Here is a 23,056-nt window from a genome sequence, read left to right as displayed (position 1 = left end):
CCCCTGGGGATTCACCCGGGGGGGGGTGTGGGCCCTACGGGGGGCTCTCACAGCGGCCGTTCTCTTATCTGGAGAACCTCCCGGCCTGAGAGCCGCCTTCCCGGCATGCGTTCAGCCATCGACGCCGTTTCATGATTCAAAATGAGCCAGCTTTTTGCCTTGATCGCATCTGTCAACCACTAGCCAAAGGTCGTCAGCCTACGGACATTGATCAAGGAGAAATTGCCCAGCAACCAACAGCATCGCTGAGCTGAGCGGCAACACAGAAATGAGGACGGCTCGATGCACAAGATGATCCGCCGAGCGGCAGCAGCCGCTGGTGTCGTCATGGCAGTCGGCACACTTCAGCTTGTTACGACGACTCCGACTGAAGCCACCCCCGCTCAGTGCCGAACGTACCTGAGCGCCCAGGGATACCGTATAGGTTCAGGCGTTGAGGATGCTTTCAGCTATGTATACGACGGAGATATCGCTAGCGGCTTCCCGGCCCGCTGGGCGTGCATGAGCAAGCTTCAGAAGCTCGGAGTCAAGGAAGAGCACTTCGACTTTGCCTGCCACACGCAGTAACCTCCGCAGCGGCGCAAGATAAGGCGGCGCCTGGCATCCACCAGGCGCCCACTTTATTTGCCTCCTGCGCATGATAAGCACTGCCCTTACTCGGTCGGGCACCGCCGGTCAGCAGCCCCACGGTCCGGAGAGCACGACACCACAGCAAGGCTGAGGAACAGCGGACGCCTCAGATAGAACCCGACCGACACGTCCCCGCCCCAGCCAAGCGTCCCGGCAGCGTTGAAGACCTTCTGCTCGAGCCGTTTCGCTTCTCTGTCCTCGTCGGAGGCGAAGCGTTGGGCGTACTCCGCCAGTCGCTCCCCCAACCACTCCGCCGCCTCCTTCGGGTGTTCCCAAGTTCCCCGGATCAGCTTGGCCGGTTTCACCAGCCAGTAGGCCGTCTCAAGGGGAGGGACCTCGCTCGCCCGCCACTCCGCCACGGCTTCTCGATAACGTTCCACTACGTCGGACGGGCTGGTCGCCACCGGTTCCAGAGCTGAAGGCGGTCGGCGGAGGCTGTCCTTGTCGAAAACCGCTTTGTCACCGAGCCAGAGGTACCCGTGGAAGTGCAAGACGCATTCCTGTTCCGCGCAGAGGAAGCGGCTCCCGCCCTCATCGAGCCGGGGGACGGAAGCCGCGGCATGCAGGGTCAGGCCGAGAGGCCGAAGCGGGCCGGGTCGATGCCGGCCGCGTCGAGCTCGACCGTGGTGAACCTCAGCGGCTCGGCGTGCGGGCGCTTGCTGTCGCCCATGGCCCAGACATCGTCGCCAATGCGCGCGAGAGTGACGCAGGATTCGCCGTCCGGGTGGGTATTTCCCCCACATGCCTTGGCGAACCGGATTCCGTCCAAGGGCAGGCCATAAAGGTCGGTCATGGTGAGCCTTCCTGAGAGTCGGGAAGAACTTCCTTTTCGCCTGCTCATAGTGAAGCAATGACCGAGACGGTTCTAGCGCGTTTCCCGTTCACTCAAGAAGTCGTCCCGGATGCCGGCAGCGAGCGCGTGCATCTCTTCGCCGTACACAGCCACCCGCTCGAAGCTCTCGAACCTGCATACATATAGTTCGATGTCCCGGAGCTCGCTGGTGGTGATTTCCGCGTGCGGAATCTCAACGACGGCCAAGCAAGCATCGAAGACCACGAACGAGCACGTGGGGGGACCGGGCATCGCCGCAGAAAGCGGCACTACGCCGACCGTGATGTTGGGCATCCTCGACATCGTGACGAGCTTGTCGAGCTGCGCCGCCATCATCGGGGCCGGGATCAGTCTCCATCTCAACACCGATTCTGTGATCAAGAATCGGAACGCTCGCTCTCGGTCGTACAGAACTTCCTGACGTCTCAGCCGGGACCCGATCATCTTTTCCAGGGCATCGTCGGTGAGATCCCGGCCCCGGAGGACGCCCCGCACATACTCCGGGGTCTGGAGCAGACCTGGAACACACGACGGCTGGAAAGTACGCAAAAGGCTTGTCCGAGCCTCCACCGCCCCCAAGGCGTCCTGATGCTTGTGGAGGCCGGAGCGGTGATAGATGCGCCACGCCGTGGCCTCCGTGGCTACTTTGCGAGCGACTTCCGCCAGCTGCCCCTTGACCTCATCGGGCACCTCCAGGGCGGCCAGGATGCGCTCAACATCGATCACACTGGGCGCCAGGACGCCGTTCTCGATCTTACTCAGCTTGCTCGGAGACATGACAGCGCTGCGGGCGACCACTTTGGCCTGCTTACCGGCGGCCTCTCGCAGTTCCCGCAGCGCTTTACCCAGATCCGTGGGATTCACTCCGCCCCGTACCGCTCCCACCACTCGTGGAAGGGTACGGCGTGGACCAGGGCGATGTCTCGGCGCTCGATCCATTGAGAGACGTCGGAATGCGACATGACACCGAGGAACTTGCCGTGGTCCCCATAGTTCATGGAGAACACGGACGACTCGTCGAACATCCAGAAGTCCGGGACACCGGCCAGCGGATTGGGCCGCTCGGTGATGTCGAGGATGAAGAACTCCTCCCCCGCCAGGACGTTCTTCCGGTAGCCCCACCCCAGCTCGAACCTGAGATAGCCCGTGAGGGGGCGGGACATGATGTGCACGCGGTACATGCGCTTGCCGGCATCGACGTTGGCACGTACTTCGTCGGCCCACTCCTGGTTGTAGTCCGCTGGCTGCGGCTCGCCCGCATGGAAGGCTCGCTGACTCTCCGGGTCCGATGAGCCGCTGTAATCGTCCAGGGTCTCCAGCCTGAACGCCTCCCTCTGGAAGTTCACGAAGAGCCGTTCGAACTCGTCAGGCGAGGTGTTCACGGGCCAGCCTCCGGAGCAGCGACATGGGGATACGTACAGCCGTTTCGTTCTCAGGCAGCCGCATGGCGTCCAGCACCGTCCGGTCGTCCACCTTGAAGCCCTGGACTATCGCGTCGTCGGTACCGTCGATAGCGAACACCTGTGGGCATGTTCCTTTCTCGCACTCGCCGACAAGGCGTGTCAGTGCCATGCTGCCCCTGCTCTGCAATCCCCGGTGGTCTGCCCTCCGATGCTCTCGAGGCTGTGGCCGGAGGGTCAAGGTGCGGCAGTTGAGAGAACAGGAAACAGGGCGTAGGGGAGTCCGGAACCTGGAACTGTTGGAGGTCTGATCCGGGGGCACCCGGCAAGAGACACCTGGAGGAGGCCGATGAGCCCGCGTAGCTACTTCCCCGGCCGTGGCACCCTGATCGAGGAGACGTTCCTGAAGGGCAAGGCTGAGGGACGCAGGAAGGAGCGTGCGGAGGGGGTGCTACGGGTGCTGGAAATCAGGGGCGTCTCTGTGTCGCCCAAGGTCCGCGAGCGCGTCCTGGCCTGCGTCTCTTTGGATACCTTGTGGCTCTGGCTGGACCGCGCTCTCGTCGTCTCCACCGCGGAGGAAATCTTCACCGACGCGAGCTGAATCCCGCACCACAACGCCCGAGGGGGCGCCCCGCCATCCGGCCGGGCGCCCCCTCCGCGCTTAAACCTACGCGCTCTTCTCGTGCCGCTCCCCCGGCTCGTTACCGCGCGTGCGCGGAACGAGCGTCGGGTTCACATTCGACTGGACGACGTCCGCCGTGATGACGACCCGGGCGACGTCCTTGCGCGACGGGACCTCGTACATCACCGACATCAGGACTTCCTCCATGATGGCGCGCAGGCCGCGCGCGCCCGTGCCTCGGAGGATGGCCTGGTCCGCGATGGCCTCCAGGGCCGGGCGGTCGAAGTCGAGCTCGACGCCGTCGAGTTCGAAGAGGCGCTGGTACTGCTTCACCAGCGCGTTGCGCGGCTCGACGAGGATCTTGAGGAGGGCCTCGCGGTCGAGGTTGTGGACGGACGTGATGACCGGGAGACGGCCGATGAACTCCGGGATCATCCCGAACTTCACCAGGTCCTCGGGCATGACCTCCTGGAACTGGTCGCTGGCCTCGATCTCGCGCTTGGAGCGGATCGTGGCGCCGAAGCCGATGCCCTTCGCGCCCGCGCGGGATTCGATGATCTTCTCCAGGCCGGAGAAGGCGCCGCCCACGATGAACAGGACGTTCGTCGTGTCGATCTGGATGAATTCCTGGTGCGGGTGCTTGCGGCCGCCCTGGGGCGGGACCGAGGCGGTCGTGCCCTCGAGGATCTTCAGCAGCGCCTGCTGGACGCCCTCGCCCGACACATCTCGTGTGATCGACGGATTTTCGCTCTTTCGGGCGACCTTGTCGATCTCGTCGATGTAGATGATGCCGGTCTCGGCCTTCTTGACGTCGTAGTCGGCGGCCTGGATCAGCTTCAGCAGGATGTTCTCGACGTCCTCGCCGACATAGCCGGCCTCCGTCAGGGCCGTGGCGTCGGCGATGGCGAAGGGGACGTTGAGCATGCGGGCCAGGGTCTGGGCGAGCAACGTCTTGCCGGAGCCCGTGGGGCCGAGCAGCAGGATGTTGGACTTGGCCAGTTCGATGCCGTCGTCGCGGCTGTGCCCGCCGGTCTCGCCGGCCTGCACTCGCTTGTAGTGGTTGTAGACGGCGACGGAGAGGGCCTTCTTGGCGGCCTCCTGGCCTACGACGTAGCCCTCGAGGAACTCGTAGATCTCACGGGGCTTGGGAAGCTCCTCCCAGCGCACCTCGCTGGTCTCCGCGAGCTCTTCCTCGATGATCTCGTTGCAGAGGTCGATGCACTCGTCGCAGATGTACACACCAGGACCCGCGATGAGCTTCTTCACCTGCTTCTGGCTCTTGCCGCAGAACGAGCACTTGAGCAGATCGCCGCCGTCACCGATGCGTGCCACGAGGTGCTTCCCCTTCGCCTGGGATCCGCCTTGCTCTGCGAACCCGAGTGCTTGCCTATCGACGGTACCTTGCCGGGCCCCCCGCGCGGGCCCCCCTTGGCCCTACTCGGCCAAGGGAGCGCCCGTCGTCGGCGGCGCGGTGGTGGCTGGGACCGGTCGGACCGAGTGATGCGGTCAGACGGTCACGGACGACTTGCGCGTCGAGACGATCTGGTCGATCAGACCGTACGCGAGCGCGTCCTCAGCGGTGAGGATCTTGTCGCGCTCGATGTCGTCGCGGATCTTCTCGATGGGCTGGGTGGAGTGCTTGGCCAGCATCTCCTCCAGCTGGGTGCGCATGCGCATGATCTCCTTCGCGGCGATCTCCAGGTCGGAGAGCTGCTCGCGGCCCGTCTGGCTGGACGGCTGGTGGATCAGCACGCGGGCGTTGGGAAGCGCCATGCGCTTGCCGGGGGTGCCGGCGGCGAGGAGGATCGCGGCGGCGGACGCGGCCTGGCCCATGCAGACCGTCTGGATGTCCGGCTTCACGAACTGCATCGTGTCGTAGATGGCCGTGAGGGCCGTGAACGAGCCACCCGGGCTGTTGATGTAGATCGAGATGTCGCGGTCCGGGTCCATCGACTCCAGGCACAGCAGCTGCGCCATGACGTCGTTGGCCGAGGCGTCGTCGATCTGGACGCCGAGGAAGATCACGCGCTCCTCGAAGAGCTTCGCGTACGGGTCGTACTCGCGCACGCCCTGCGAGGTGCGCTCGACGAAGCGCGGAACGACGTAACGGGCCTCGGCCTGGGGGCCGGTGTAGAGGCCGCTGGCGGACGAGATGTTCATGCGGGTGTCACTCCTGATGGCGGTCTGTGGGGTTACGGCTGGCGGACGGTCCTGCCGGGGCGGTCAGGCCCCGGTGCCGCCGCCGCCCGGAACGCCGGAGGCGTGCGTGATGATCTCGTCGATGATCCCGTACTCCTTGGCCTCGTCCGCCGTGAACCAGCGGTCGCGGTCGCCGTCGCGGATGATCGCCTCGACCGTCTGACCGGTGTGCGCGGCGGTGATCTCGGCCATGCGCTTCTTGGTGCGCAGCAGCTGCTCGGCCTGGATCTTGATGTCCGAGGCGGTGCCGCCGAGGCCCGCGGAGCCCTGGTGCATGAGGATGTCGGTGTTGGGCAGCGCGAAGCGCTTGCCCGGGGTGCCGCCGGTCAGCAGGAACTGGCCCATGGAGGCCGCGAGGCCCATGCCGATGGTGACCACGTCGTTCGGGATGTACTGCATGGTGTCGTAGACCGCCATGCCCGCCGTCACCGAGCCACCGGGGCTGTTGATGTAGAGGTAGATGTCCTTGGACGGGTCAGCGGCCAGGAGGAGCATCTGCGCGGTGATCTTGTTGGCGATGTCGTCGTCGACCTGCTGGCCGAGGAAGATGATCCGCTCCCCGAGCAGCCGGTTGTAGACCTGGTCGCCGAGGCCACCACCGATGGCGATCTCACCGGCGGCGGAAGGCATCAGATTCGTCACGTATCCACCTGCTCGTCTCTGACGGCAACGGGCCGTCTCCGCGTCTTCTCTGGGGACCGGGGTGGCGTGGCCGGTACGCGCCGGCGCGCTGCCATGTCTCCCCTGCCCTCGTATCTACGGACCCTAACGCGCTGGTCGGCAGGCGCCATCCCGCATCAGGAACTGTTCGCTCTGAGCGCAGGTTCCCCCCGCGCTCACAGGCCGCGCACAGACCGCGGAAAGGCTGCCCGGTGGTGCGCGACGGGCCCGGTCGCGCGGCCCCGCCGAATGGCGGGGACCGGCACGTCCGGGCCCGTCGTCAAGCGCTCCTGCGAGCTCCCCCACGGACTCCGTACGGGGGCCGTACGGGTCCGTCAGGGGGAAGGCCGGGAATCCCGGCCGGGAAGGGGCGAGGCTCAGGCCTCGGTGCCCTCGGCGGCCTCGACCGTCTCGGTGGCGGCCTCGGTCTCGTCCTCGTCCTCGAGGTTCACGACCTCGCCGTTGGAGTCCTTGACCGTGGCGGCCTCGACGACCGTCGCGAGGGCCTTGCCGCGGGCGACCTCACCGACGAGCATCGGGACCTGGCCCTGCTCGACGACGGCCTGCGCGAACTGGTCGGGGGCCATGCCGGAGGACTGGGCGCGGCGCATCAGGTGCTCGGTGAGCTCGTCCTGACCGACGGAGACCTTCTCCTTGTTGACGATCTCGTCGAGCACGAACTGGGTCTTGATGCCCTTCTCGGACTGCTCCTTGAGCTCGGCGTCGAACTCCTCGGCCGTCTTGCCCTGCATCTCGAGGTACTTCTCGAGGTTCATGCCGATCTGGCCGAGCTGGTGGTGCTCGAGGTTGTGCTTGCGGGTGTTGACCTCGTCCGCGAGCAGCTTCTCGGGCATCGGGACCTCGACGAGCTTCAGCAGCTCCTCAAGGACCTTCTCCTGGGCCTGGGTGGCCTGGTCGAACTTCTTCATGCGCTCGAGGCGCTTGACGCTGTCGGCCTTGAGCTCGTCCAGGGTGTCGAACTCGCTCGCCATCTGGGCGAACTCGTCGTCCAGCTCGGGCAGTTCACGGGCCTTGACGGCCTTGACGGTGACCGAGATCTCGGCCTCCTTGCCCTCGGCGGAGCCGCCCTTGAGCTCGGAGGTGAAGGTGGCGGAGCCACCGGCCTCCAGGCCCGTCACGGCGTCGTCGATGCCCTCGAGGAGCTGGCCGGAGCCGATGGTGTAGTCGACGTCGGAAGCGACGCCGTCCTCCAGCACCTCGCCGTCGACCTTGGCCTCCAGGTCGACGGTGACGATGTCGCCCTCAGCGGCGGCGCGCTCGACCGGGGAGGTGGTGGCGAAGCGCTCACGCAGCTGCTCGACGGACTTCTCGATGTCCTCGTCGGTGACCTCGACGGCGTCGACGGTGACCTCGATACCGGAGTAGTCCGGGATCTCCAGCGCGGGGCGGATGTCGACCTCGGCGGTGAAGGAGAGCAGCTCGCCGTCCTTCAGCTCGGTGATGTCGACCTCGGGCTGACCCAGCGGGTTCAGCTCGGCCTCGTTGACGGCCTCCGTGTAGAACTTCGGCAGCGCGTCGTTGACGGCCTCCTCCAGCACGGCGCCACGGCCGAAGCGCTGGTCGATGACACGGGCCGGGATCTTGCCCTGACGGAAGCCCTTCACCGTGACCTGCTGGTTGATCTTCTTGTACGCCGCGTCGAGGCTGGCCTTGAGCTCCTCGAAGGGCACCTCGACAGTGAGCCGAACCCGAGTCGGGTTCAGGGTCTCCACGGCGCTCTTCACGGTTCGGTCTCCTTGGGGCTGACTTCTGGGATTCTGCCGATCGGCGAAGTTGCCGATCAGCGGACCGCGCCCGGTTCAGAGACACACAGACGCGCAGCTTGCATAGTAACCGCACGCACGAGGGGCCCCACAATGTGATCTTGCTGGTCGGGGTGGCCGGATTCGAACCGACGACCTTCCGCTCCCAAAGCGGACGCGCTACCAAGCTGCGCCACACCCCGTCGGTGCGACACGTAGGGTACATGCCCGCAGGGGTGCCGGCCGCCGCTTTCTCGCAGGACAGGAGGGGGACGGGGGTGCACGAGGGGGCGCGTGAGGGGCGCATCCGGGGGTGGCGTGCGGTGGACCGCCCGGACCCGCTACGATGCACACCGTGCCGCACCGCCGTCAGGGTGCGTACGGCGCACGCGGGCGTAGCTCAATGGTAGAGCCCCAGTCTTCCAAACTGGCTACGCGGGTTCGATTCCCGTCGCCCGCTCCACAAGACGCCTCCGGCCCCGCCGGAGGCGTTTTTCTTTGTCCCGCCCCGGATCCCGGGCTCAGAACTTGATGCCGTTTATGGTCTGGGCGAGCGATTGAAGGAAGCGGTTGATCGAAGGCGCCATGCCCGTGGAGGCGAGAAAGAAGCCGAAGAGGATCGCCACGATCGCCGGCCCCGCCTTGATGTTCTTACTGCGGATCATCACCACCAGGATGATCGCCAAAAGCAGCACCACGGACAGTGAAATGGCCACAACTGATCACACCTTCGGTCGGAAGCACCTCGCCGGGCCCGGGAGCCAATGCCGTCCCGCACACCCCCCACTCGACCATCGTGCCACCAACTCGCCTCCGGTTGCGATGCCGTGACGTTTCATCGGAGTGTTACCAGGGGTTCTCGGGGGCGGCGCAAAACCGGAACCATTCATTCGGCTCATTAGTCGGATCAACGCCGGATAGCGCGACGGCCCCGAGGCCCTCAAACACCCGTTCTCAGCCCTCCGCCTCAGCCCTCCGCCGACCTCAGATGACGGATGAGCGTCTCCAGCGCCGCCCAGCCCCCGTCCGACTCGCCGTCCCCCAGCGCGTAGAAGAAGCCCGGACGGGCGTCCGGCCCCAGCCGCACCGGGGCCTCCGGCAGCGGCGTACGGCCCGCGCGGTCACGGCCCGCCTCCCGTACACCCTCCGCGCCCAGGACGAACGCGTACGGCACCGGGAGCCGCTCGAAGCGGGGCGGGGCGGTCAGGTCCCGGCGCGCCTCGCGCAGCTGGCACACCATGGTCTTCAGCCCGTACCGGGTCACCAGCTCGCCGGCCAGCGCGGGGAGCGCGTCCAGCGGCGGCTTCTCCCCGGGGCCGTAGCCGAGGGTGAGGGTGATGTCCTCCTCCACGCCGTCCGGGGTGCGCTCCACGCGCAGCGTGGCGACCGCCGGGCGGTCGGGGGTGCCGACGGCCATCGTCCAGGTGGGCTCGGGGGCGCGGCGATAGGCCAGGTCGGTCAGCTGCCGGCGCGACCAGGCGAGGCCGGCGGGTTCCGCCGTGCCCCAGCCGGTCGGCGGAGCGCCGGTCAGCGCCTGCCAGGCGGCCTCCAGGGCGCCGCCGAGGACGAGGTCCGCCTCGGGCCGGTGCTCGGTGCGGAAGGAGACGACGAGCTGGCGCTCCTCGGTGCGGGTGGTGCGCGCGGCCTCCGTGAAGGAGTCCGCCACCGGGGTCTCGCCGTCCTCGCCCCGGTCCGGTACGAAGGCGCCGTCCTGCCAGCGCAGCACGGCGCCGGTCAGGCCGTCGTAGTAGCCGCACCGCTCGTCCTGGACCACCCAGCGCGAGGGGGTGGACTGGATCAGCGTCCGGGTGGCGAGGGAGAGGCGGCAGTGCGGCGGGGTCACGATCTGGAGGGCCCGGTCGCTCTCCACGGTGGCCCGGAGCACCTCGGAGAGCCAGCTCGTCATGGGGACGACGGGCCGGTCCTGGAGGACGATCGCGGCCTGGTCGGTGAGCATGTCGACGGCGGGCTGCGCGGCGGCGGGCACGGGTACGGCCGTGACGCCCGAGACGTCGACGGGGCGGGCGGCCCCGGTGGTGCCGGGGGCGTCCGGCGGCCAGACGCGGCCGCCCAGCAGCATGGTCAGGCGGGCCGCGAAGGCGCCCGCGAGCCGCTCGGCCTCGGGGAGGCCCGTGGTGGCGCGGGCCTCGATCCACCAGGCGGGGCCGTCGCCCGTGGGCGCGGTGCCGGGGCCCAGCAGCCGGTCGGCCTCCCCGCGCACCTGGAGCATCAGGGGCGCCTCGATCGAGACCAGCGGCCGGCCCTCGGCGTCGCACAGCTGGATCACGGCGCCCTCGCCGGTGGTCTCGACCCGCAGGTCGGGGCCGCCGGCGAGCAGGCCCGCCAGGATGCTCGGCGCGTCCGGCATGCGCTCGGTGAGCGCGATCACGTCCTTGGTCATGCGGTGTTCCCCGTGTTTCCCGTGGTGACTGTGCTGCCGGTGGGTTCGGCGTCCTCCGCCGCCAGCGCCGTCTGGATCAGCCGCGTGGCCTCGCCGCGGCGGACGAGCGTGCCGCGGCCGGGCGGCTGCGTCCCGGCGTAGACGCCGGGGAAGAGCTGGCCCTCCTGCCGGTCGCCGGTCATGACGACGGCTGTGGTGCCGCTCTCGCGCAGGGTCATCAGGAACGGCTCGTAGAGCGCCCGCGAGGCGCCCGCCACCCGGCGGGTGACGACGAAGTGGAGGCCGATGTCCTGGGCGGAGGGGATGAACGGCAGGAAGGGGGCGAGCGGTTGCTGGCCGGCGGTGGTGAGGATGTCGTAGTCGTCGATGAGGATGACGATGCGCGGTCCCGAGTACCAGGTGCCGGACGCCATGGCGTCCTGGGCGGCGAGGTCGTCGGGCATCCGCTTCTCGAGCTCGGTGGCGATGCCGGTGGCCAGGGCGCCGCAGAGCCTGGAGTTGTGGGCGTAGCCGCCGCGGTACTCCTCGGGGATCAGCTTGCGCAGGCCCCGGCGGGGGTCGAAGACCGCGAAGACGATCTCCTCGTCGGAGTAGCGCTCCATGAGCCCCTGGGCGACCAGGCGCAGCATGTTGGTCTTCCCGCACTCGCTGTCGCCGAGGATCATCAGGTGCTGGTCGCGGGTGAACAGATCGAGCAGGACGGGCGCGAGCGCCGTCTGGTCGAGGGCGATGGGCACCCGGTTGGGCTCGGCGGTGACGGACGGCAGGGAGGCCGCGGGGATGCGGGCGGGCAGGACGCGCACCCGCTGGGCGCCGTCGCCGGACCAGGACGAGCGGATGACCATGGCGGCCTGTTCGACGGCCGGGCCCAGCTCGGAGGTGCTCGCGAGGGAGTCGATGCGGGGCAGCGCCGTCTGGGCGAAGAGCTTGCCGTCGGTCAGCACCCGGCCCTTCTCGTCGGGGCCCAGGGTCTCCGCGAGCTTGCGGTCGATGCTGGAGTCGCCGGGGTCGTTCAGGCGGAGCTCGACGCGGGTGCCGAACATCGACTGGGTGGCGATGCGGACGTCGTTCCAGCGCATCATGCCGGCGACGATGTGGATGCCGTAGCCGCCGCCGCGCTTGAGGAGGTCGGTGACGGCGTCCTCGATCTCCTCGAAGTCGTCGCGCAGGGCGCCGAACCCGTCGACGAGGAGCACGATCTCGGTGGAGGACAGCTCGGGCAGCTTGCCCTCGGCGCGCAGTTCGCGCAGCCGCTCGACGGAGTCGATGCCGTGCTCGCGGAAGACTTCCTCGCGGGCGGCGAGCATGCCGCGCACCTCTTCGACCGTACGGCTGACGCGCTCGCGGTCGGCGCGGCCGGCGATGCCGCCGACGTGGGGCAGCCCGGAGAGCGCGGCGAGGCCGCCGCCGACCAGGTCGAGCCCGTAGACGCCGACCTCGCGCGGGGTGTGGGTCATCGCCAGGGACAGGGCGAGGGTGCGCAGCAGGGTCGTCTTGCCGGACTGGGGGCCGCCGATGACGGCCGCGTGGCCGCCGGCGACGGTGAGGTCGAGGATCCACTGGCCCTGCCACTGCTTGGCGGGGTCGTCGAGGAGGCCGAGCGGGACGCGCAGCGGGCCGGGGCGTACGGCCAGTTGCATGCCGCGCGCGCCGGCCTGGAGGGGGCCGGCCGAGGTGTCCAGGGCGATGGCCCGGGGCAGCGGCGGCAGCCAGATGGCGCGGGTGGGGGTCGCGGCGTCGCGGAGCTGGTCGACGACGACGGACATGGTGGTGGGGCCGGGGTTGCGGTGGCGCATGGCGGGCTGTTCGCCGTCGCCCGGGGCGTCCTCGGGCTCGCCGAGGGTGTTGAAGTCCGGGTAGGGGAAGACGGCGGGGCCTTCGTCCTCGGTGGCGCGCGTCACGGGACCGCGATAGGGGCCGGAGACGAAGCTGGCCTTGAAGCGCTCGTAGGCGCTGGTGTCGACCTTCAGATAGCCGAAGCCGGGGATGGGCGGCAGGTGGAAGGCGTCGGTGGTGTCGAGGACGGTGCGGGACTCGTCGGCGGAGAAGGTGCGCAGGCCGAGCCGGTAGGAGAGGTAGGTGTCCAGGCCCTTGAGCTTGCCGCCCTCGATGCGCTGGCTGGAGAGCAGCAGGTGGACGCCGATGGAGCGGCCGATGCGGCCGATGGACAGGAACAGATCGATGAAGTCGGGCTTGGCCGTGAGCAGCTCGCCGAACTCGTCGATGACGACGAACAGGTGCGGCAGCGGGTCGAGGTCGGGGCGGGTCTCGCGCAGGGCGGCGTAGTGGCCGATGTCGGCGATGTTCCCGGCGTCCTTGAGGACCTGCTGGCGGCGCTGGACCTCGCCGGCGAGGGAGGAGTGGACGCGCTCGACGAGCCCGGCCTGGTTCTCCAGGTTGGTGATGACACCGGCGACGTGCGGCAGGTCCGCGAAGGGCGCGAAGGTGGCGCCGCCCTTGTAGTCGACGAGGACCATGGCGAGGTCCTCCGGCGGGTGGCTGGCCACCAGCGCGAGGACGAGGGTGCGCAGGAGTTCGCTCTTGCCAGAGCCGGTGGCGCCGACGCACAGGCCGTGGGGGCCCATGCCGAGCTCGGAGGACTCCTTGAGGTCGAGGAGGACGGGCTCGCGGGAGTCGCTGACGCCGATGGGCACGCGCAGGAAGGCGCGTTCGCCGCGCGGCCGCCACAGGGACCTGACGTCCAGGGCGGCCGGGTCGTCGATGCCGAGCAGCTCGCCGAAGTCGACGGGGCCGGACAGGGGCGCGTCGACGAGGGATTCGGCGGACAGCCGCAGGGGGGACAGCAGCCGGGCGACGCCCTCCACTCCGGCGGCGGTCGCCTGGTCGGCGGTGCCCTCGGAGACGACGGGCTCGGCGGGGCGGAGGTCCTCGATGTGGACCCGGTCGCCGTCGACGGTGATGCGCAGGGACACCTGGCCGGGTTCCTGGACGCGCTCGGCGACCAGGTGGAGGACGGTGACGCCCATGTCCCGCAGGGGGACGGCGTCGTCGGGGCGCGGCAGTTCGCGGGCGTCCTCGCCGTACTCGTCGCTGACGACGAGGAGGCGGCCCGCCATCTCCAGGGCGTCCCGGCCGGACAGGCCGCGCCGCACCTCGGCGGCGTAGGAGGCGCGGGCGCGCAGGTCGGCGCCCATCAGCCGGGCGAGCTGCCCGAGTCCGGGGGCGATACGGCGGGCGGCGACGGGCCCGTCGTGCTCCTCGGCGTCGAGGGCGTGGGGCAGCCACTTGAACCAGCCCCAGTCGGCCATCCGGTCGCCGGGGCAGGCGAGCGCGAAGGCGACGTCGTCGGGGGCGTGGGTGACGGCGGCCTGGGTGAGCAGGGCGCGGACGACGCGCAGGACGCCCTCGCGGTCGCCGACGACGCTGACGTCGCCGACGCGGTCGAGGGGGACGGTCAGGGGCAGGTCGGCCGCCGTGGAGAAGCGGTTCTTCAGCGCCCCGGCCTCGTTGAGCATAAAGCGGTCGGGCGGGGTGAGGACGCTGCCGCCCTGCTGGCCGACCTTCAGGGGCCGTACGGGCATCCGTCCGGTGCCCACGCGCACCTTGAGGAAGTCGCCGTCGAGACGTCGGCGCTCCCACAGCCGGGCCGGGTCGCGCACGATGTCGTAGAGCGCCTCGGGCGGCGGGTCCAAGACGCGGGCGGTCTCGCGGCGCTCGCGCTCCTCGGCGCCCAGCTCCTCGCGGAGCTCCTCCAGGTATTCGAGGTAGCGCTCGCGCTGCTGGCGGCGGGTGCGCTGGGCCTTGCCGCGCTGCGACAGCAGCATGCCCACCGAGCCGATCACGGTGACGACCAGGACGATCGCCCCGAGTCCGGCGAACTGGCTGTTGCGCACGACCGTCATCATGATGACGGAGCTCATCACGCCCGCGATGGGCATGAGGGTGTGGAGGGCGCCGCCGGTCTTGCCCTCGGGCAGATTGGGCGGCGGCTCGATGGTGCGTTCCTCCGGCGTCGGCAACGGCCGGGTGGTGCGGGCGGGGCGGTGGACTATTCGCGTGGTCATCGGGAGGTTCGCCTGCTCATCGTGAGGTTTGCCGACTCATCGGGAGGTTCGCTGGCTCATCGGGAGGTTCGCCGGCTCAGCGGGAAGCTCGTCGGCTCATGGCTCGGGTGAGGACGTCGGCGGCGAGCTCGGTGACGGCCTCGCGGGTGTCCTGGCCGAGCAGGTCGGTGCGGATCGGGCCACCGGCGGCGAGGTGCCGGTCGTAAGGGAGCATCAGGACTTTCACGCCGTCGAGCTGGAGGTGCTCGCTCGCCGCGGTCACGTCGAGCGTCATGTGGGGGGACGACGCGGCGACGACCACCACGGTTCCCGTCAGCATCCTCGGCCGCCCCAGCGACGCCATCCAGTCCAGCACCGCGCGGGTGCTGGTGACGCCCTCCACGGTGGCGGGGGTGACCAGCACCCGCGCCTGGGCGGCCGCCAGGGCGGTGCGCGACAGCTCGCTCGGCAGGGTGTCGCAGTCGACGACGGTGATGCCGAAGTAGCGGCGCAGCGCGACCATCACCGTGCGGTAGTCCGGCAGTTCCAGCCGGCTGCCGACGCGGCCCTGACTGCCGGGCAGCAGCCAGCCCCGGTCGGGGAGCTGGACGAGATAGCCGACGACATCGGTGAGCTGCATCGAGGGATCGATGATCTGGGCGAGGTCGCTGGTCGTCCAGCGCACCTTGGTGACCCCCAGCCGGGCCGGGAGCGTGCCCAGCGCGGAGTCGGCCTCCAGCATCAGGACGGGGTCCTGGCGGTAGTGGGCGTAGGTGCGGCCGAGCAGGGCGGCGACGGTGGTCTTGCCCGCGCCGCCGCGGATGCTGGTGACGACGATCTGCCGGCCCGTGGTCAGCGGCTGCTGGAGCGCCTGGGCGACGCGGGTCGCCTCCTCCACCTCGCGGGTGGCCGAGGAACCCACCAGTCGCCGCAGCGAACGCGAGGTCCGCTTGGCGGCGGAGTCGCCGCTCAGCGGCTTGCCCTTGACCAGCTCCTCGGGGAGCGGGATCTCCATGGTGATGGGTGTGGGCAGGGGGCGGGGCGCGGCGGGCGCCACGGACGCCACGGGCGAGGCCGCGGCGGCCCCGGGGCGGGCGTCCTCCACGGGCGCGTCGGCGGGTGCGTCCGCCGGCTCGGGGGCCGCGCCGTCCGCCGTCGTCCGCGGCCCGTCGGCGAGCTCGTTCAGCTCGTTCGTCAGGTTCCGCAGGTTGCGCAGGACGTCGCCCTGCCAGTCGTCCTGGGACATGCCTCTCTCCGGAACCTCTCTCCTGGAACTCAGAACTGGCGGATCAGAACTGATGGATCAGAACTGATGGAGCAGGCGCACGTACACGCCGAACACCCCGACCGCGAGCGGGAGCAACGCGATGACGCCGACGGCCTCCACAAGGTCCACGGCGCGGCGCAGCCGCACGCCGACGTGCTCCGGCAGCCGGACCGCCAGGACGGCGAGCGGCACGACGGCCACCGCGCACAGGGCCGCCAGCGGGCCGTAGGGGGTGCCGGGCACGTGGTCGATCCACAGCGTCACGAGCCGGACCAGCAGGACGAGGGCGGCGGCCAGCAGCGCGACGACCTCGGCGACGAGGGGGAAGGCGCGCGAGCGGGAGAGCAGCACGACCATCAGCACGGAGGCGAGCAGGACCGTCCACCACGAGGTCGCGGTGACGGCCAGCAGACCGCCGGCCGTGGCGGAGGCGGCGACGGTGACCGTGGCCAGGACCAGTCCCCGGTGGGTCGCCGCGAGGGCCGTCTCGACCTCGTGCCGGCTGACGGAGGCGCCGCCGGAACGGCGGTCGTCGAGCCCGGTGAGACCGGCGGCCATCAGCGCGAGCCGGGGCAGCAGGCCGAGGGCGACGACGGAGACGACGGCCATGACCGCGCCCAGGCGTGCCGGGTCGTGCTGGGCGGCCGCGACGGCCTCCCACACGCCGCCGGTGACGACGACGGCACCGGCGCCGATCAGGCCGCCCCTGCCGAGGCGGGAGCACAGCCCGAGCAGCGCGAACGTCGCCGCGAGCGCGGCGGCCACGGCGGCGAGCCGGGCGGGGCCGGACCAGGAGTGGGCGTCGGCGGCGGTCCACGCGGCGAGCGTGGCGAGGGCGCCGCCGGTCAGCATGAGCGTCGTGCCGAGGCCGCGGCCGGCGTCGGCGTTGCCGTTGTTATTGCCGTTGTTGTTGCCGTCCCGGCCTCCTCGGGCGCCGATCCGGGAGGCGACGGAGCCGAGGGCCGCGACGAGCGCGGCGGCCACGGTGAGGCCGCCGGCCACGGAGGCCGGTCCGAGGCTGGCACGGGCGAGCACACCGGCGGTCACGGCCAGGGCGATCGTCGCCAGGCTCGCGGTCCACCGCCGCGCCTCGGGACGCCAGCGCCAGGCGCGTACGTCCAGGTTCTCGGCGAGCTCGTCGGTGACGTCGTGCACGACGGGCGCGGAAGGCGCGTCGTGGACGCGTACCAGCCGCAGTTGCGCACCGTCGGGAACACCGGCGTCGGCGAGGGTGCCGTCCTGCGGCAGGACCGTTCCTTCAGCGGTGATCAGATGCCGGGCGGCCGGACGGTCACCGACCGTGTCGCCCAGCAGTCGCAGAACGTCGGGCAGCAACCGCCCGATGGGCTCGTCCGCGGGGAGCACCAGATCCACCCGCCGGCGGTCGCCGACCAGGGTGACCCTGCTCAATTCCGTACGCTGTTTCTCCCCCGTATTCACCACGCGGCAGAACCTATCACTGGGCCGGCTCCGTCACTTTGTGCGTTCCTTTCGGGGTTTTCGCCGACTTCGTATGCGAAGGGGAAGGCGGCGAGTCGGGGGCGGAGTTGGAGTCGGGGTCGGCGGGCGTAGGCGACAACGCCGGAGACGGAGTCACCTGCGGCGCATACCGCTGCTCCTGCTGTTTCTGCTGTTCTTTCTGCTTGGCCAGGGTGTGCTGGATGAACGACCACCCCACGCAACCCGCGCACAGCACCGCCGCCACGGCGATCCCGGCGAATACCTTGCCCAGCTTCTCGTCGGCCGTCCGGCGGGCCCGCTGGGCGCCGAAGAGCAGGGCATCACGCATACGCCGGCGTCGTACCGACACCGACTCCAGCAGTTGACTGTCGTAATCCTTCGCCATCATTCCCCGCTCTGCCGCGCCCTGCGATCCGTTGTGGACTCCGGTGTCGCTCTACGAGCCCCGGGCGATCTGAAAGGCCATGAACAGCAGCCAGAGCACCGGGAAGAGCAGCCCCCAGATGACGGGCCGCTTGCGCAGCGGCAGCCCGGGATCCAGCTGAGGGCCGGGCTGACCGGGGACCGGGGGCTCGAGTTTGTTCAGCTTGACCCTGACGAATACGTTCCAAAGGAGAGTGAACGGGGTGATGATGACCAGCGAGAGCGGACTCCACCATCCCTGGAGCAGCGTTTTCCCGGTCATGTCGCGCAGCACGGCCGTGCCGCAATTGCGGCAGAACGGGCCGTTCAGGCTCAGGAACCGCATCATGATCAAAATGCCCTGATGCCCGCGGACAGTCACATCGGCGGCGGGGAAACCACCACAGAGCCGGCAGTAGCCCTGGGCCGGGTGCCCCTGGAATCCCTGCTGCGACTGCTGCGGCTGAAAGCCGGGCTGACCCCAGCCGGGCTGCGGCTGAGCGGGCTGCTGGCCCCAGCCGGGCTGTTGCGCCGGAAAAGGCTGTTGCTGCGGCGGAGTCGCCACGAAATCCCCCGAATCGTTCACTGCACTCTCAAGCGGTGCGGTCATGACACGCACCAGCCGCCATGCCTATCAACTTCTCCCGAGAAAACGCAAAGCAGCACCGGACATTACGCGGATATCCCGCGCGATCCGCCCGGCGGATCGCTTCCGCCTTCTCGCCCGCCGCGGCATGAAGGGATCACTTCGACCTGTCCGCCCCGTGCGCCGATCCACGCCTCGAGCTCTGCTCCGGCCAGTTTCCGGGAGGTCCCGTCGGCGACGACGGTGATCGGCCCGAAGACGGTGCCGGTCAGGCCGCGCACCACCGTGGCGTCGTCGACCGTGACCTTGAAGGTGTTCCCTTGCAGGACGGCATCCGTCAGGTCCGCTCCCCTCATGTCGACGCCGCACAGCGACGCGCCGAGGAACCTCGTGCCACGAAAGCTCGCTCCCCGTGCGTCGACGTCGTACAGCGACGCCCCGACCATGTCCGCGCCGTCGAGCCGCGCCGACCGGAGCACGGCCTCGTCAAAATCCGCTTTGACGAGGTCGGCCCCGGTCAGGTCCGCGCCGGTGAGATCCGCCGACCGAAGGTGGGCCCGGTGGAAGGACGCGCCCACAAGGCGCACCCCCACGAGAATCGCGTCGTAGAGCCACGCGCTGTAGAAGTCCCCACCCGAGAGGTCGGCGCCCCGGAAGTCGTGCCCGACGCCGTAGAGGTCGTAGCCGTCGAGCCAATCCCTCAGCTGACGCACAGCGTCGGGATCGGCCGGGAGCGCGGCCGGCTTCCAGTCGTCACGCGGACCGGATGACACGATCTCCCCAACCATGGGCAGAGCACACGGGCGCCGGGCTCAGGCCTGGTTCAGGATCTCGCGGACCTGCCGCTGCACGTCCTCGTCACCGACCGTCATCAGGTACTCGCCGAACTGCCGGGCCTCCGGGCCCTTGGCCCGGTGGACGATGGGGACGGCGTGGTTCAGCGTGCGGGTGTAGATACCGGCGTTCAGCACGCTCATGGCCAGCTCCACCCCCAGCGCGCCGTCGACGGTGGCCACCCCGCTCGCCAGGTCGACCAGCTGAGTGGGCAGGTCGAACCGGCGCTTCTCGTCCGTGGCCAGGAAGCGAACGCCCCGGCCGACGACCTCCTTGATGTCGTCCAGCAGCGCCAGCAGCGTGGCGTTGTCGAACAGCTCGCCCAGCTTGTCCTCGAAGTACTGGCTGTCGGCCAGCCGCACCAAGGCGCGGGCCGCCTCCACGCGCAGCGCCTCGGTGCCCTTCTCCTCCGCCAGATCCCGCTCGGCCACGGCGTCCGCGAGCTGGGCGAAGGTGCTGTCCACCGAGAACTTGCGGTCGATCGAGAAGTCGTACCAGGGGGTGGCCTCCGGATCCGCGGCAGCCCGCAGCACCGCCTCGTACCCGGCCGCTTCGCCCCAGGTCGTCAGCGCCACGCAGGCCAGGAAGCGCTCGACCTCCGGCGCGGCGGGGGCGTTCATCAACTCGACGAGCCCGGGGACACGGTCCCGGTGCGCGGGCTCGTCGAAGGCCCCGTAAAGCACATCTTCGATGTCGGTCGTCGGCTCGCCATCGAAGTCCGTGCCGAGCAATTCACTGAAGCGGGTCATGAGTGGCATCCTTTCGCATTCCGCCCGTAGGCCGCCGTCACGGTCCGGTGATGTAGTCGTGCGGCACGATGCCCTTGATGAGCCATTCCGAGTCCCGGCGCGTGTGCATCATGTCCTTCATGCGCTGCGAGAGGCTCTTCGTCTTGGCCTTGCCCAGACCGAGGTCCTTGGCGATCTTCTGGGCCATTTCGTCGATATCGGGGTGCGGCGTATTCGGCGGGACGCTGATGTCCACGTGCCGACCGGCGATCTTGTCGGCGCTCTGCTGGATCGCTGCCTCGACCTCCCTCGGCGAATAGACCTCCACGCCCTTGACCTTGCCCTTGGCTATGTCGTCCACGAGCCTGGGCAGATCGATCTGGATCTTCTGGCCGCCGTAGTCCTTGGCGTTGGCGCCGTCCTCACTGGTGGAGGTGTAGGGGCTCTCCGACTTCTTCGGCTCGCGTCCCACGATGTGGTCGACGATCGACGCGTCACCGTCCGGGTTGGCGGGCACGAGGTCGCCGTCCTCGTTGAGGTAGCTCTTGCGCTGCCCCTTGTGGTTGTGCGTGTCCGTGAAGTTGTTGTCGTGACGCTTGAGGGGCGGGATCTCTTCGCCGTGACCCGGCTTGTACGAACCGGGCGGCGTGTGGTCGCCCGAACCGGAGCCGCCGTCGTGGCCGGAGCCGCCGGCGTCGTGGCCGGAGCCACCGCCGTCGTGACCGGAGCCACCGCCGTCGTGACCCGCGCCGGAACCGGAGCCGGAGTCGGCACCGTGACCGGCACCGCCCGCACCGGCACCATGACCCGCGTCCTTGCCCGAACCGCCGTCGTGACCCGCGTCCTTACCCGAACCGCCGTCGTGGCCCGCGTCCTTGCCCGAACCGCCGTCGTGGCCCGCGTCCTTGCCCGAACCACCCTCGTGGCCCGCGCCAGAGCCGGGCTCGGAGGGGCCGTGGCCGTGGCCGCCGCCCGAGGGCGGTGTGCCGTGCCCGCCGCCGCTGCCGGGCGGGACGTGCGAACCGGAGCCCGCGCCGCCGCCGGCCGAGCCGTGCGAGCCCGAGCCGGAGCCGCCGGTGGGGTGGTCCGCCGCGTGTCCGCCCGTGGTCGGGGTGCCGTCGGAACCGCCACCCGTCGGGTGAGCGCCGTCCGCCGGGTGCGCCGAGGACGGGTTCCCCGCCGAGTTCTCCACGCGGCTGGGACCGCCGGCGCCCTCCAGCACCTTCTCCTTCGCGGGAGCGGGAACGTTCTCGTGCTCGTGCGAGACGTTGGGCAGGTCGTCCTTGTGCGGCTCCGGGTGGGGCTTCGAGTCGGGCGCGATGTTGCCGTGCTCGTCCCGGATGGTGCCGTCACCGTGGACGACCCGGTGGTTGCCCTCGTGGTCGGTGTAGGGCAGGCCTTCCTCGCGCTTGGGTGCGCCGTCGCCGGAGTGGGCGGGCGTGTGGGGCGCGTCGCCCGTGTGCGCGGGGGTCCTCGTGTGCGCGGGAGTACCCGTGTGCGCGGGAGTACCCGTGTGCGCGGGAGTACCCGTGTGCGGCGCGTCGCCCGGGTGCGCCGGAGTGCCGGTGTTCGCCGGGGCCTCCGGGTGCGCCGGAGTACCCGGGTGCGACGGAGTCGACGGCGTCCCGCTCGGGTGTGCCGCAGACGTCGCCGGCGGCTCGACCGGGTGGGCCCCCGTCCCCGTGGGCAGGTTCTTGCCCAGGCCGTCCACGCCCTCGCGGCCGGCCTTCAGGCCCTCCATGAAGTCGCCGACCTTGAGCTTGGTGACGCCCGCCGCCTTGCCGAGGTAGCTCATCGGGTCGGCGAGCGCACCCGCCTTGCCCAGCGCGCCCGCGACCTTCGCGCCCGCGCTCAGCTTGCCCGCCTGGCCCATCTCGCCGGCCTTGCCGAGCTTGAGCAGGCTGCCGGAGCCGATGGTGACGCCGTTGAACAGCACCGTCCCGAACGCGCGCGCCGGGTCCTTGCCCCACTCGTCCCAGGCGACGAGGGACTTGCCGAAGTTGCGCAGGGCCGCCTTCTGCTTGTCGGTGTCGCTGTGGTCGACCGGGCCGAACATCTTGTCCATCGCCCAGTCGTACGGCGTCATGAGGTACGCGCTGACACCGCCGAAGACGTCGCCGATGCCCGACCACGTCTTCTTGAAGTTGTCCCAGTCGAAGACGTTGACCATGCTGCCGAGGCCCTTGATGGTGCCCCAGACGCCGTCGACGAAGAAGCCCTTCAGCGCACCGCCGACGTTGTCCTTCGTCCACTCCAACGCGGCCCGCCAGCCGGTGTACTCACGCTTGTCGACCGTGCCCCAGGGCGTTTCCTTCGCGTCCTTGACGTCGCTTTCCTTGAAGCCGTACATGCCGGCCTGGTGCGAGCCGTCGTCGACGACGAACTTCGTGCCGCCCACGAGCGCGGTGATCTTGCTGGCCGCGTCGCGCTCGACCCCCTGGAAGGCCACCCAGGTCGTGCCGACCTCGCTGACCATCCGTGCGTTCTGGTCGATCTTCTTCTGGTCTTTTTGCCAGTCGTCGTCGTCCTTGTTCGCGGCGACGAAGTCCTCGGCTTCCTTGCGGAGCCGGTTCATCTTGTCGACCAGCGGCTTCGCGGCCGTCGCGAAGCCCTGGAGCGCGCCGCTGACGGACTCCAGCTTCTTCGCGAAGTCGTCGGCCTTGTCCCGGACCGGGATGGTCGAGTTGAGGAGCTCGTTCTGCTCGGGAGCGTCGTAGACCGGGTCCAGCGCCTGGAAGGCGTTGTGCACGTCCTTGCCGGTGGTCCGGATGTTGCCGGCCGTCGTCTTCAGCGACGTCGCCTGCGTTTCCAGGTGCTCCAGATTGCCCGTGAAGGTGGGAATCTTGCCGGGGTCGATCACGACTTGGCACCCTTCTCGGCGGCCGCCTTGAACTCCTCCGGAGTCGGCGCCTGCGCGGCCAGGTGCTGCTTGTTCTGGGCCATCGTCAGGTCACCCTGGAGATACGCCTCCGTGGCCTCCCGTGCGCCCTTGATGGACTTGCCCGTCCGGACGGGCAGGAACTTCAGGTCGTTCTCCGTGTGCTGCTGGAACTCCTGCAGCGCCTGGGCGACGGGCCCGAAGGCGCCCCCTTCGGGCGCCTTGGTCCCGCCAAGGATCATCGTGCCCGCCGCCGTCGCGGAAGCGACCAGCCCGTCGCTGTAGGCCGTGAACTCTTCCCCGAACTTGCCAGCGATCTCGCCGGTGTTATTCAGCACCGTACGGACACCGTCCGGCTGAATATCCCAACTTGTCACGACTTCTCCCCC

General features: G+C 69.6%; 21 protein-coding genes and 2 tRNA genes. 2 read left to right on the top strand and 21 right to left on the bottom strand.

The window, feature by feature from the left end; genetic code table 11:
- Positions 1-653: 653 nt before the first annotated feature.
- The 5 genes from RM609_RS33350 to RM609_RS33330 all read right to left on the bottom strand — a co-directional run bounded on the left by RM609_RS33350 (position 654) and on the right by RM609_RS33330 (position 2,983).
- Entirely contained in the window at positions 654-1,121 is a 468-nt protein-coding gene (locus RM609_RS33350) for a hypothetical protein (RefSeq protein ID WP_311616277.1), read from the bottom strand.
- Positions 1,122-1,198: 77 nt separating this feature from the next.
- The gene (locus tag RM609_RS33345) at positions 1,199-1,423 is read right to left on the bottom strand and encodes a DUF397 domain-containing protein (protein WP_311616275.1); all 225 of its coding nucleotides are present in this window, start codon (positions 1,421-1,423) and stop codon (positions 1,199-1,201) included.
- A gap of 72 nt (positions 1,424-1,495) precedes the next feature.
- Positions 1,496-2,350 carry a helix-turn-helix domain-containing protein gene (locus RM609_RS33340; protein ID WP_311616273.1) on the bottom strand — a complete coding sequence of 285 codons (855 nt, stop codon included), beginning with the start codon at positions 2,348-2,350 and terminating at the stop codon, positions 1,496-1,498.
- Complete coding sequence (locus RM609_RS33335; protein ID WP_311616271.1) at positions 2,323-2,844, bottom strand: DUF6879 family protein; 522 nt, start codon at positions 2,842-2,844, stop codon at positions 2,323-2,325. Before RM609_RS33335 ends, RM609_RS33340 begins: the two co-directional genes overlap by 28 nt.
- Complete coding sequence (locus RM609_RS33330; protein WP_311616269.1) at positions 2,828-2,983, bottom strand: hypothetical protein; 156 nt, start codon at positions 2,981-2,983, stop codon at positions 2,828-2,830. The genes RM609_RS33335 and RM609_RS33330 overlap by 17 nt, the downstream gene beginning before the upstream one ends.
- 228 nt (positions 2,984-3,211) lie before the next feature.
- Between RM609_RS33330 and RM609_RS33325 the strand changes: the two genes are divergently transcribed.
- The gene (locus RM609_RS33325) at positions 3,212-3,463 is read left to right on the top strand and encodes a hypothetical protein (RefSeq protein ID WP_311616267.1); all 252 of its coding nucleotides are present in this window, start codon (positions 3,212-3,214) and stop codon (positions 3,461-3,463) included.
- Between the two features lie 66 nt (positions 3,464-3,529).
- Here the strand turns inward: RM609_RS33325 and clpX are convergent, their stop codons facing one another.
- From clpX to RM609_RS33300, 5 genes are all read right to left on the bottom strand, one after another.
- Positions 3,530-4,816 (bottom strand): ATP-dependent Clp protease ATP-binding subunit ClpX, encoded by a 1,287-nt coding sequence (gene clpX / locus RM609_RS33320; protein WP_311616265.1) that lies wholly within the window; start codon positions 4,814-4,816, stop codon positions 3,530-3,532.
- Positions 4,817-4,990: 174 nt separating this feature from the next.
- Complete coding sequence (locus RM609_RS33315) at positions 4,991-5,644, bottom strand: ATP-dependent Clp protease proteolytic subunit (RefSeq protein ID WP_311616263.1); 654 nt, start codon at positions 5,642-5,644, stop codon at positions 4,991-4,993.
- Between the two features lie 63 nt (positions 5,645-5,707).
- Positions 5,708-6,313, bottom strand: a complete 606-nt coding sequence (locus RM609_RS33310) for an ATP-dependent Clp protease proteolytic subunit (protein WP_311616284.1) — start codon at positions 6,311-6,313, stop codon at positions 5,708-5,710.
- A gap of 407 nt (positions 6,314-6,720) precedes the next feature.
- A complete protein-coding gene (gene tig, locus RM609_RS33305; RefSeq protein WP_311616262.1) occupies positions 6,721-8,088 on the bottom strand; it encodes a trigger factor in 1,368 nt (455 codons plus the stop codon).
- Between the two features lie 144 nt (positions 8,089-8,232).
- Positions 8,233-8,309, bottom strand: a tRNA-Pro gene (locus RM609_RS33300).
- A gap of 186 nt (positions 8,310-8,495) precedes the next feature.
- Here RM609_RS33300 and RM609_RS33295 point away from each other — a divergent pair.
- Positions 8,496-8,569: transfer RNA gene (locus tag RM609_RS33295), tRNA-Gly, on the top strand.
- 58 nt (positions 8,570-8,627) lie between these two features.
- Here the strand turns inward: RM609_RS33295 and RM609_RS33290 are convergent.
- The 11 genes from RM609_RS33290 to RM609_RS33240 all read right to left on the bottom strand — a co-directional run bounded on the left by RM609_RS33290 (position 8,628) and on the right by RM609_RS33240 (position 23,044).
- The gene (locus tag RM609_RS33290) at positions 8,628-8,822 is read right to left on the bottom strand and encodes a hypothetical protein (RefSeq protein ID WP_311616260.1); all 195 of its coding nucleotides are present in this window, start codon (positions 8,820-8,822) and stop codon (positions 8,628-8,630) included.
- Positions 8,823-9,073: 251 nt separating this feature from the next.
- Entirely contained in the window at positions 9,074-10,507 is a 1,434-nt protein-coding gene (locus RM609_RS33285; protein WP_311616258.1) for a DUF6177 family protein, read from the bottom strand.
- Positions 10,504-14,532 (bottom strand): type VII secretion protein EccCa, encoded by a 4,029-nt coding sequence (eccCa, locus tag RM609_RS33280; protein WP_311616257.1) that lies wholly within the window; start codon positions 14,530-14,532, stop codon positions 10,504-10,506. Before eccCa ends, RM609_RS33285 begins: the two co-directional genes overlap by 4 nt.
- 76 nt (positions 14,533-14,608) lie before the next feature.
- Entirely contained in the window at positions 14,609-15,757 is a 1,149-nt protein-coding gene (locus RM609_RS33275; RefSeq protein ID WP_311616255.1) for a MinD/ParA family ATP-binding protein, read from the bottom strand.
- Between the two features lie 57 nt (positions 15,758-15,814).
- A complete protein-coding gene (gene eccD / locus RM609_RS33270) occupies positions 15,815-17,221 on the bottom strand; it encodes a type VII secretion integral membrane protein EccD (RefSeq protein ID WP_311616253.1) in 1,407 nt (468 codons plus the stop codon).
- A 13-nt stretch (positions 17,222-17,234) separates the two neighbouring features.
- Positions 17,235-17,624, bottom strand: a complete 390-nt coding sequence (locus tag RM609_RS33265) for a hypothetical protein (RefSeq protein ID WP_311616251.1) — start codon at positions 17,622-17,624, stop codon at positions 17,235-17,237.
- Between the two features lie 51 nt (positions 17,625-17,675).
- Positions 17,676-18,251: a hypothetical protein gene (locus tag RM609_RS33260; RefSeq protein WP_311616249.1), complete on the bottom strand. Its 576-nt coding sequence runs from the start codon at positions 18,249-18,251 to the stop codon at positions 17,676-17,678.
- A gap of 62 nt (positions 18,252-18,313) precedes the next feature.
- Positions 18,314-19,000: a pentapeptide repeat-containing protein gene (locus tag RM609_RS33255; RefSeq protein ID WP_311616247.1), complete on the bottom strand. Its 687-nt coding sequence runs from the start codon at positions 18,998-19,000 to the stop codon at positions 18,314-18,316.
- A 39-nt stretch (positions 19,001-19,039) separates the two neighbouring features.
- The gene (locus tag RM609_RS33250) at positions 19,040-19,810 is read right to left on the bottom strand and encodes a hypothetical protein (protein WP_311616245.1); all 771 of its coding nucleotides are present in this window, start codon (positions 19,808-19,810) and stop codon (positions 19,040-19,042) included.
- A gap of 37 nt (positions 19,811-19,847) precedes the next feature.
- A complete protein-coding gene (locus RM609_RS33245) occupies positions 19,848-22,649 on the bottom strand; it encodes a hypothetical protein (RefSeq protein WP_311616243.1) in 2,802 nt (933 codons plus the stop codon).
- Positions 22,646-23,044, bottom strand: coding sequence for a DUF6507 family protein (locus tag RM609_RS33240; protein WP_311616241.1), 399 nt, complete (start codon positions 23,042-23,044; stop codon positions 22,646-22,648). The genes RM609_RS33245 and RM609_RS33240 overlap by 4 nt, the downstream gene beginning before the upstream one ends.
- Positions 23,045-23,056: the final 12 nt, after the last annotated feature.

The sequence above is a fragment of the Streptomyces hesseae genome, from assembly GCF_031845785.1.
GTDB classification, from domain to species: Bacteria; Actinomycetota; Actinomycetes; order Streptomycetales; family Streptomycetaceae; genus Streptomyces; species Streptomyces hesseae.
This window is presented reverse-complemented; position numbering and strand designations above follow the sequence as displayed.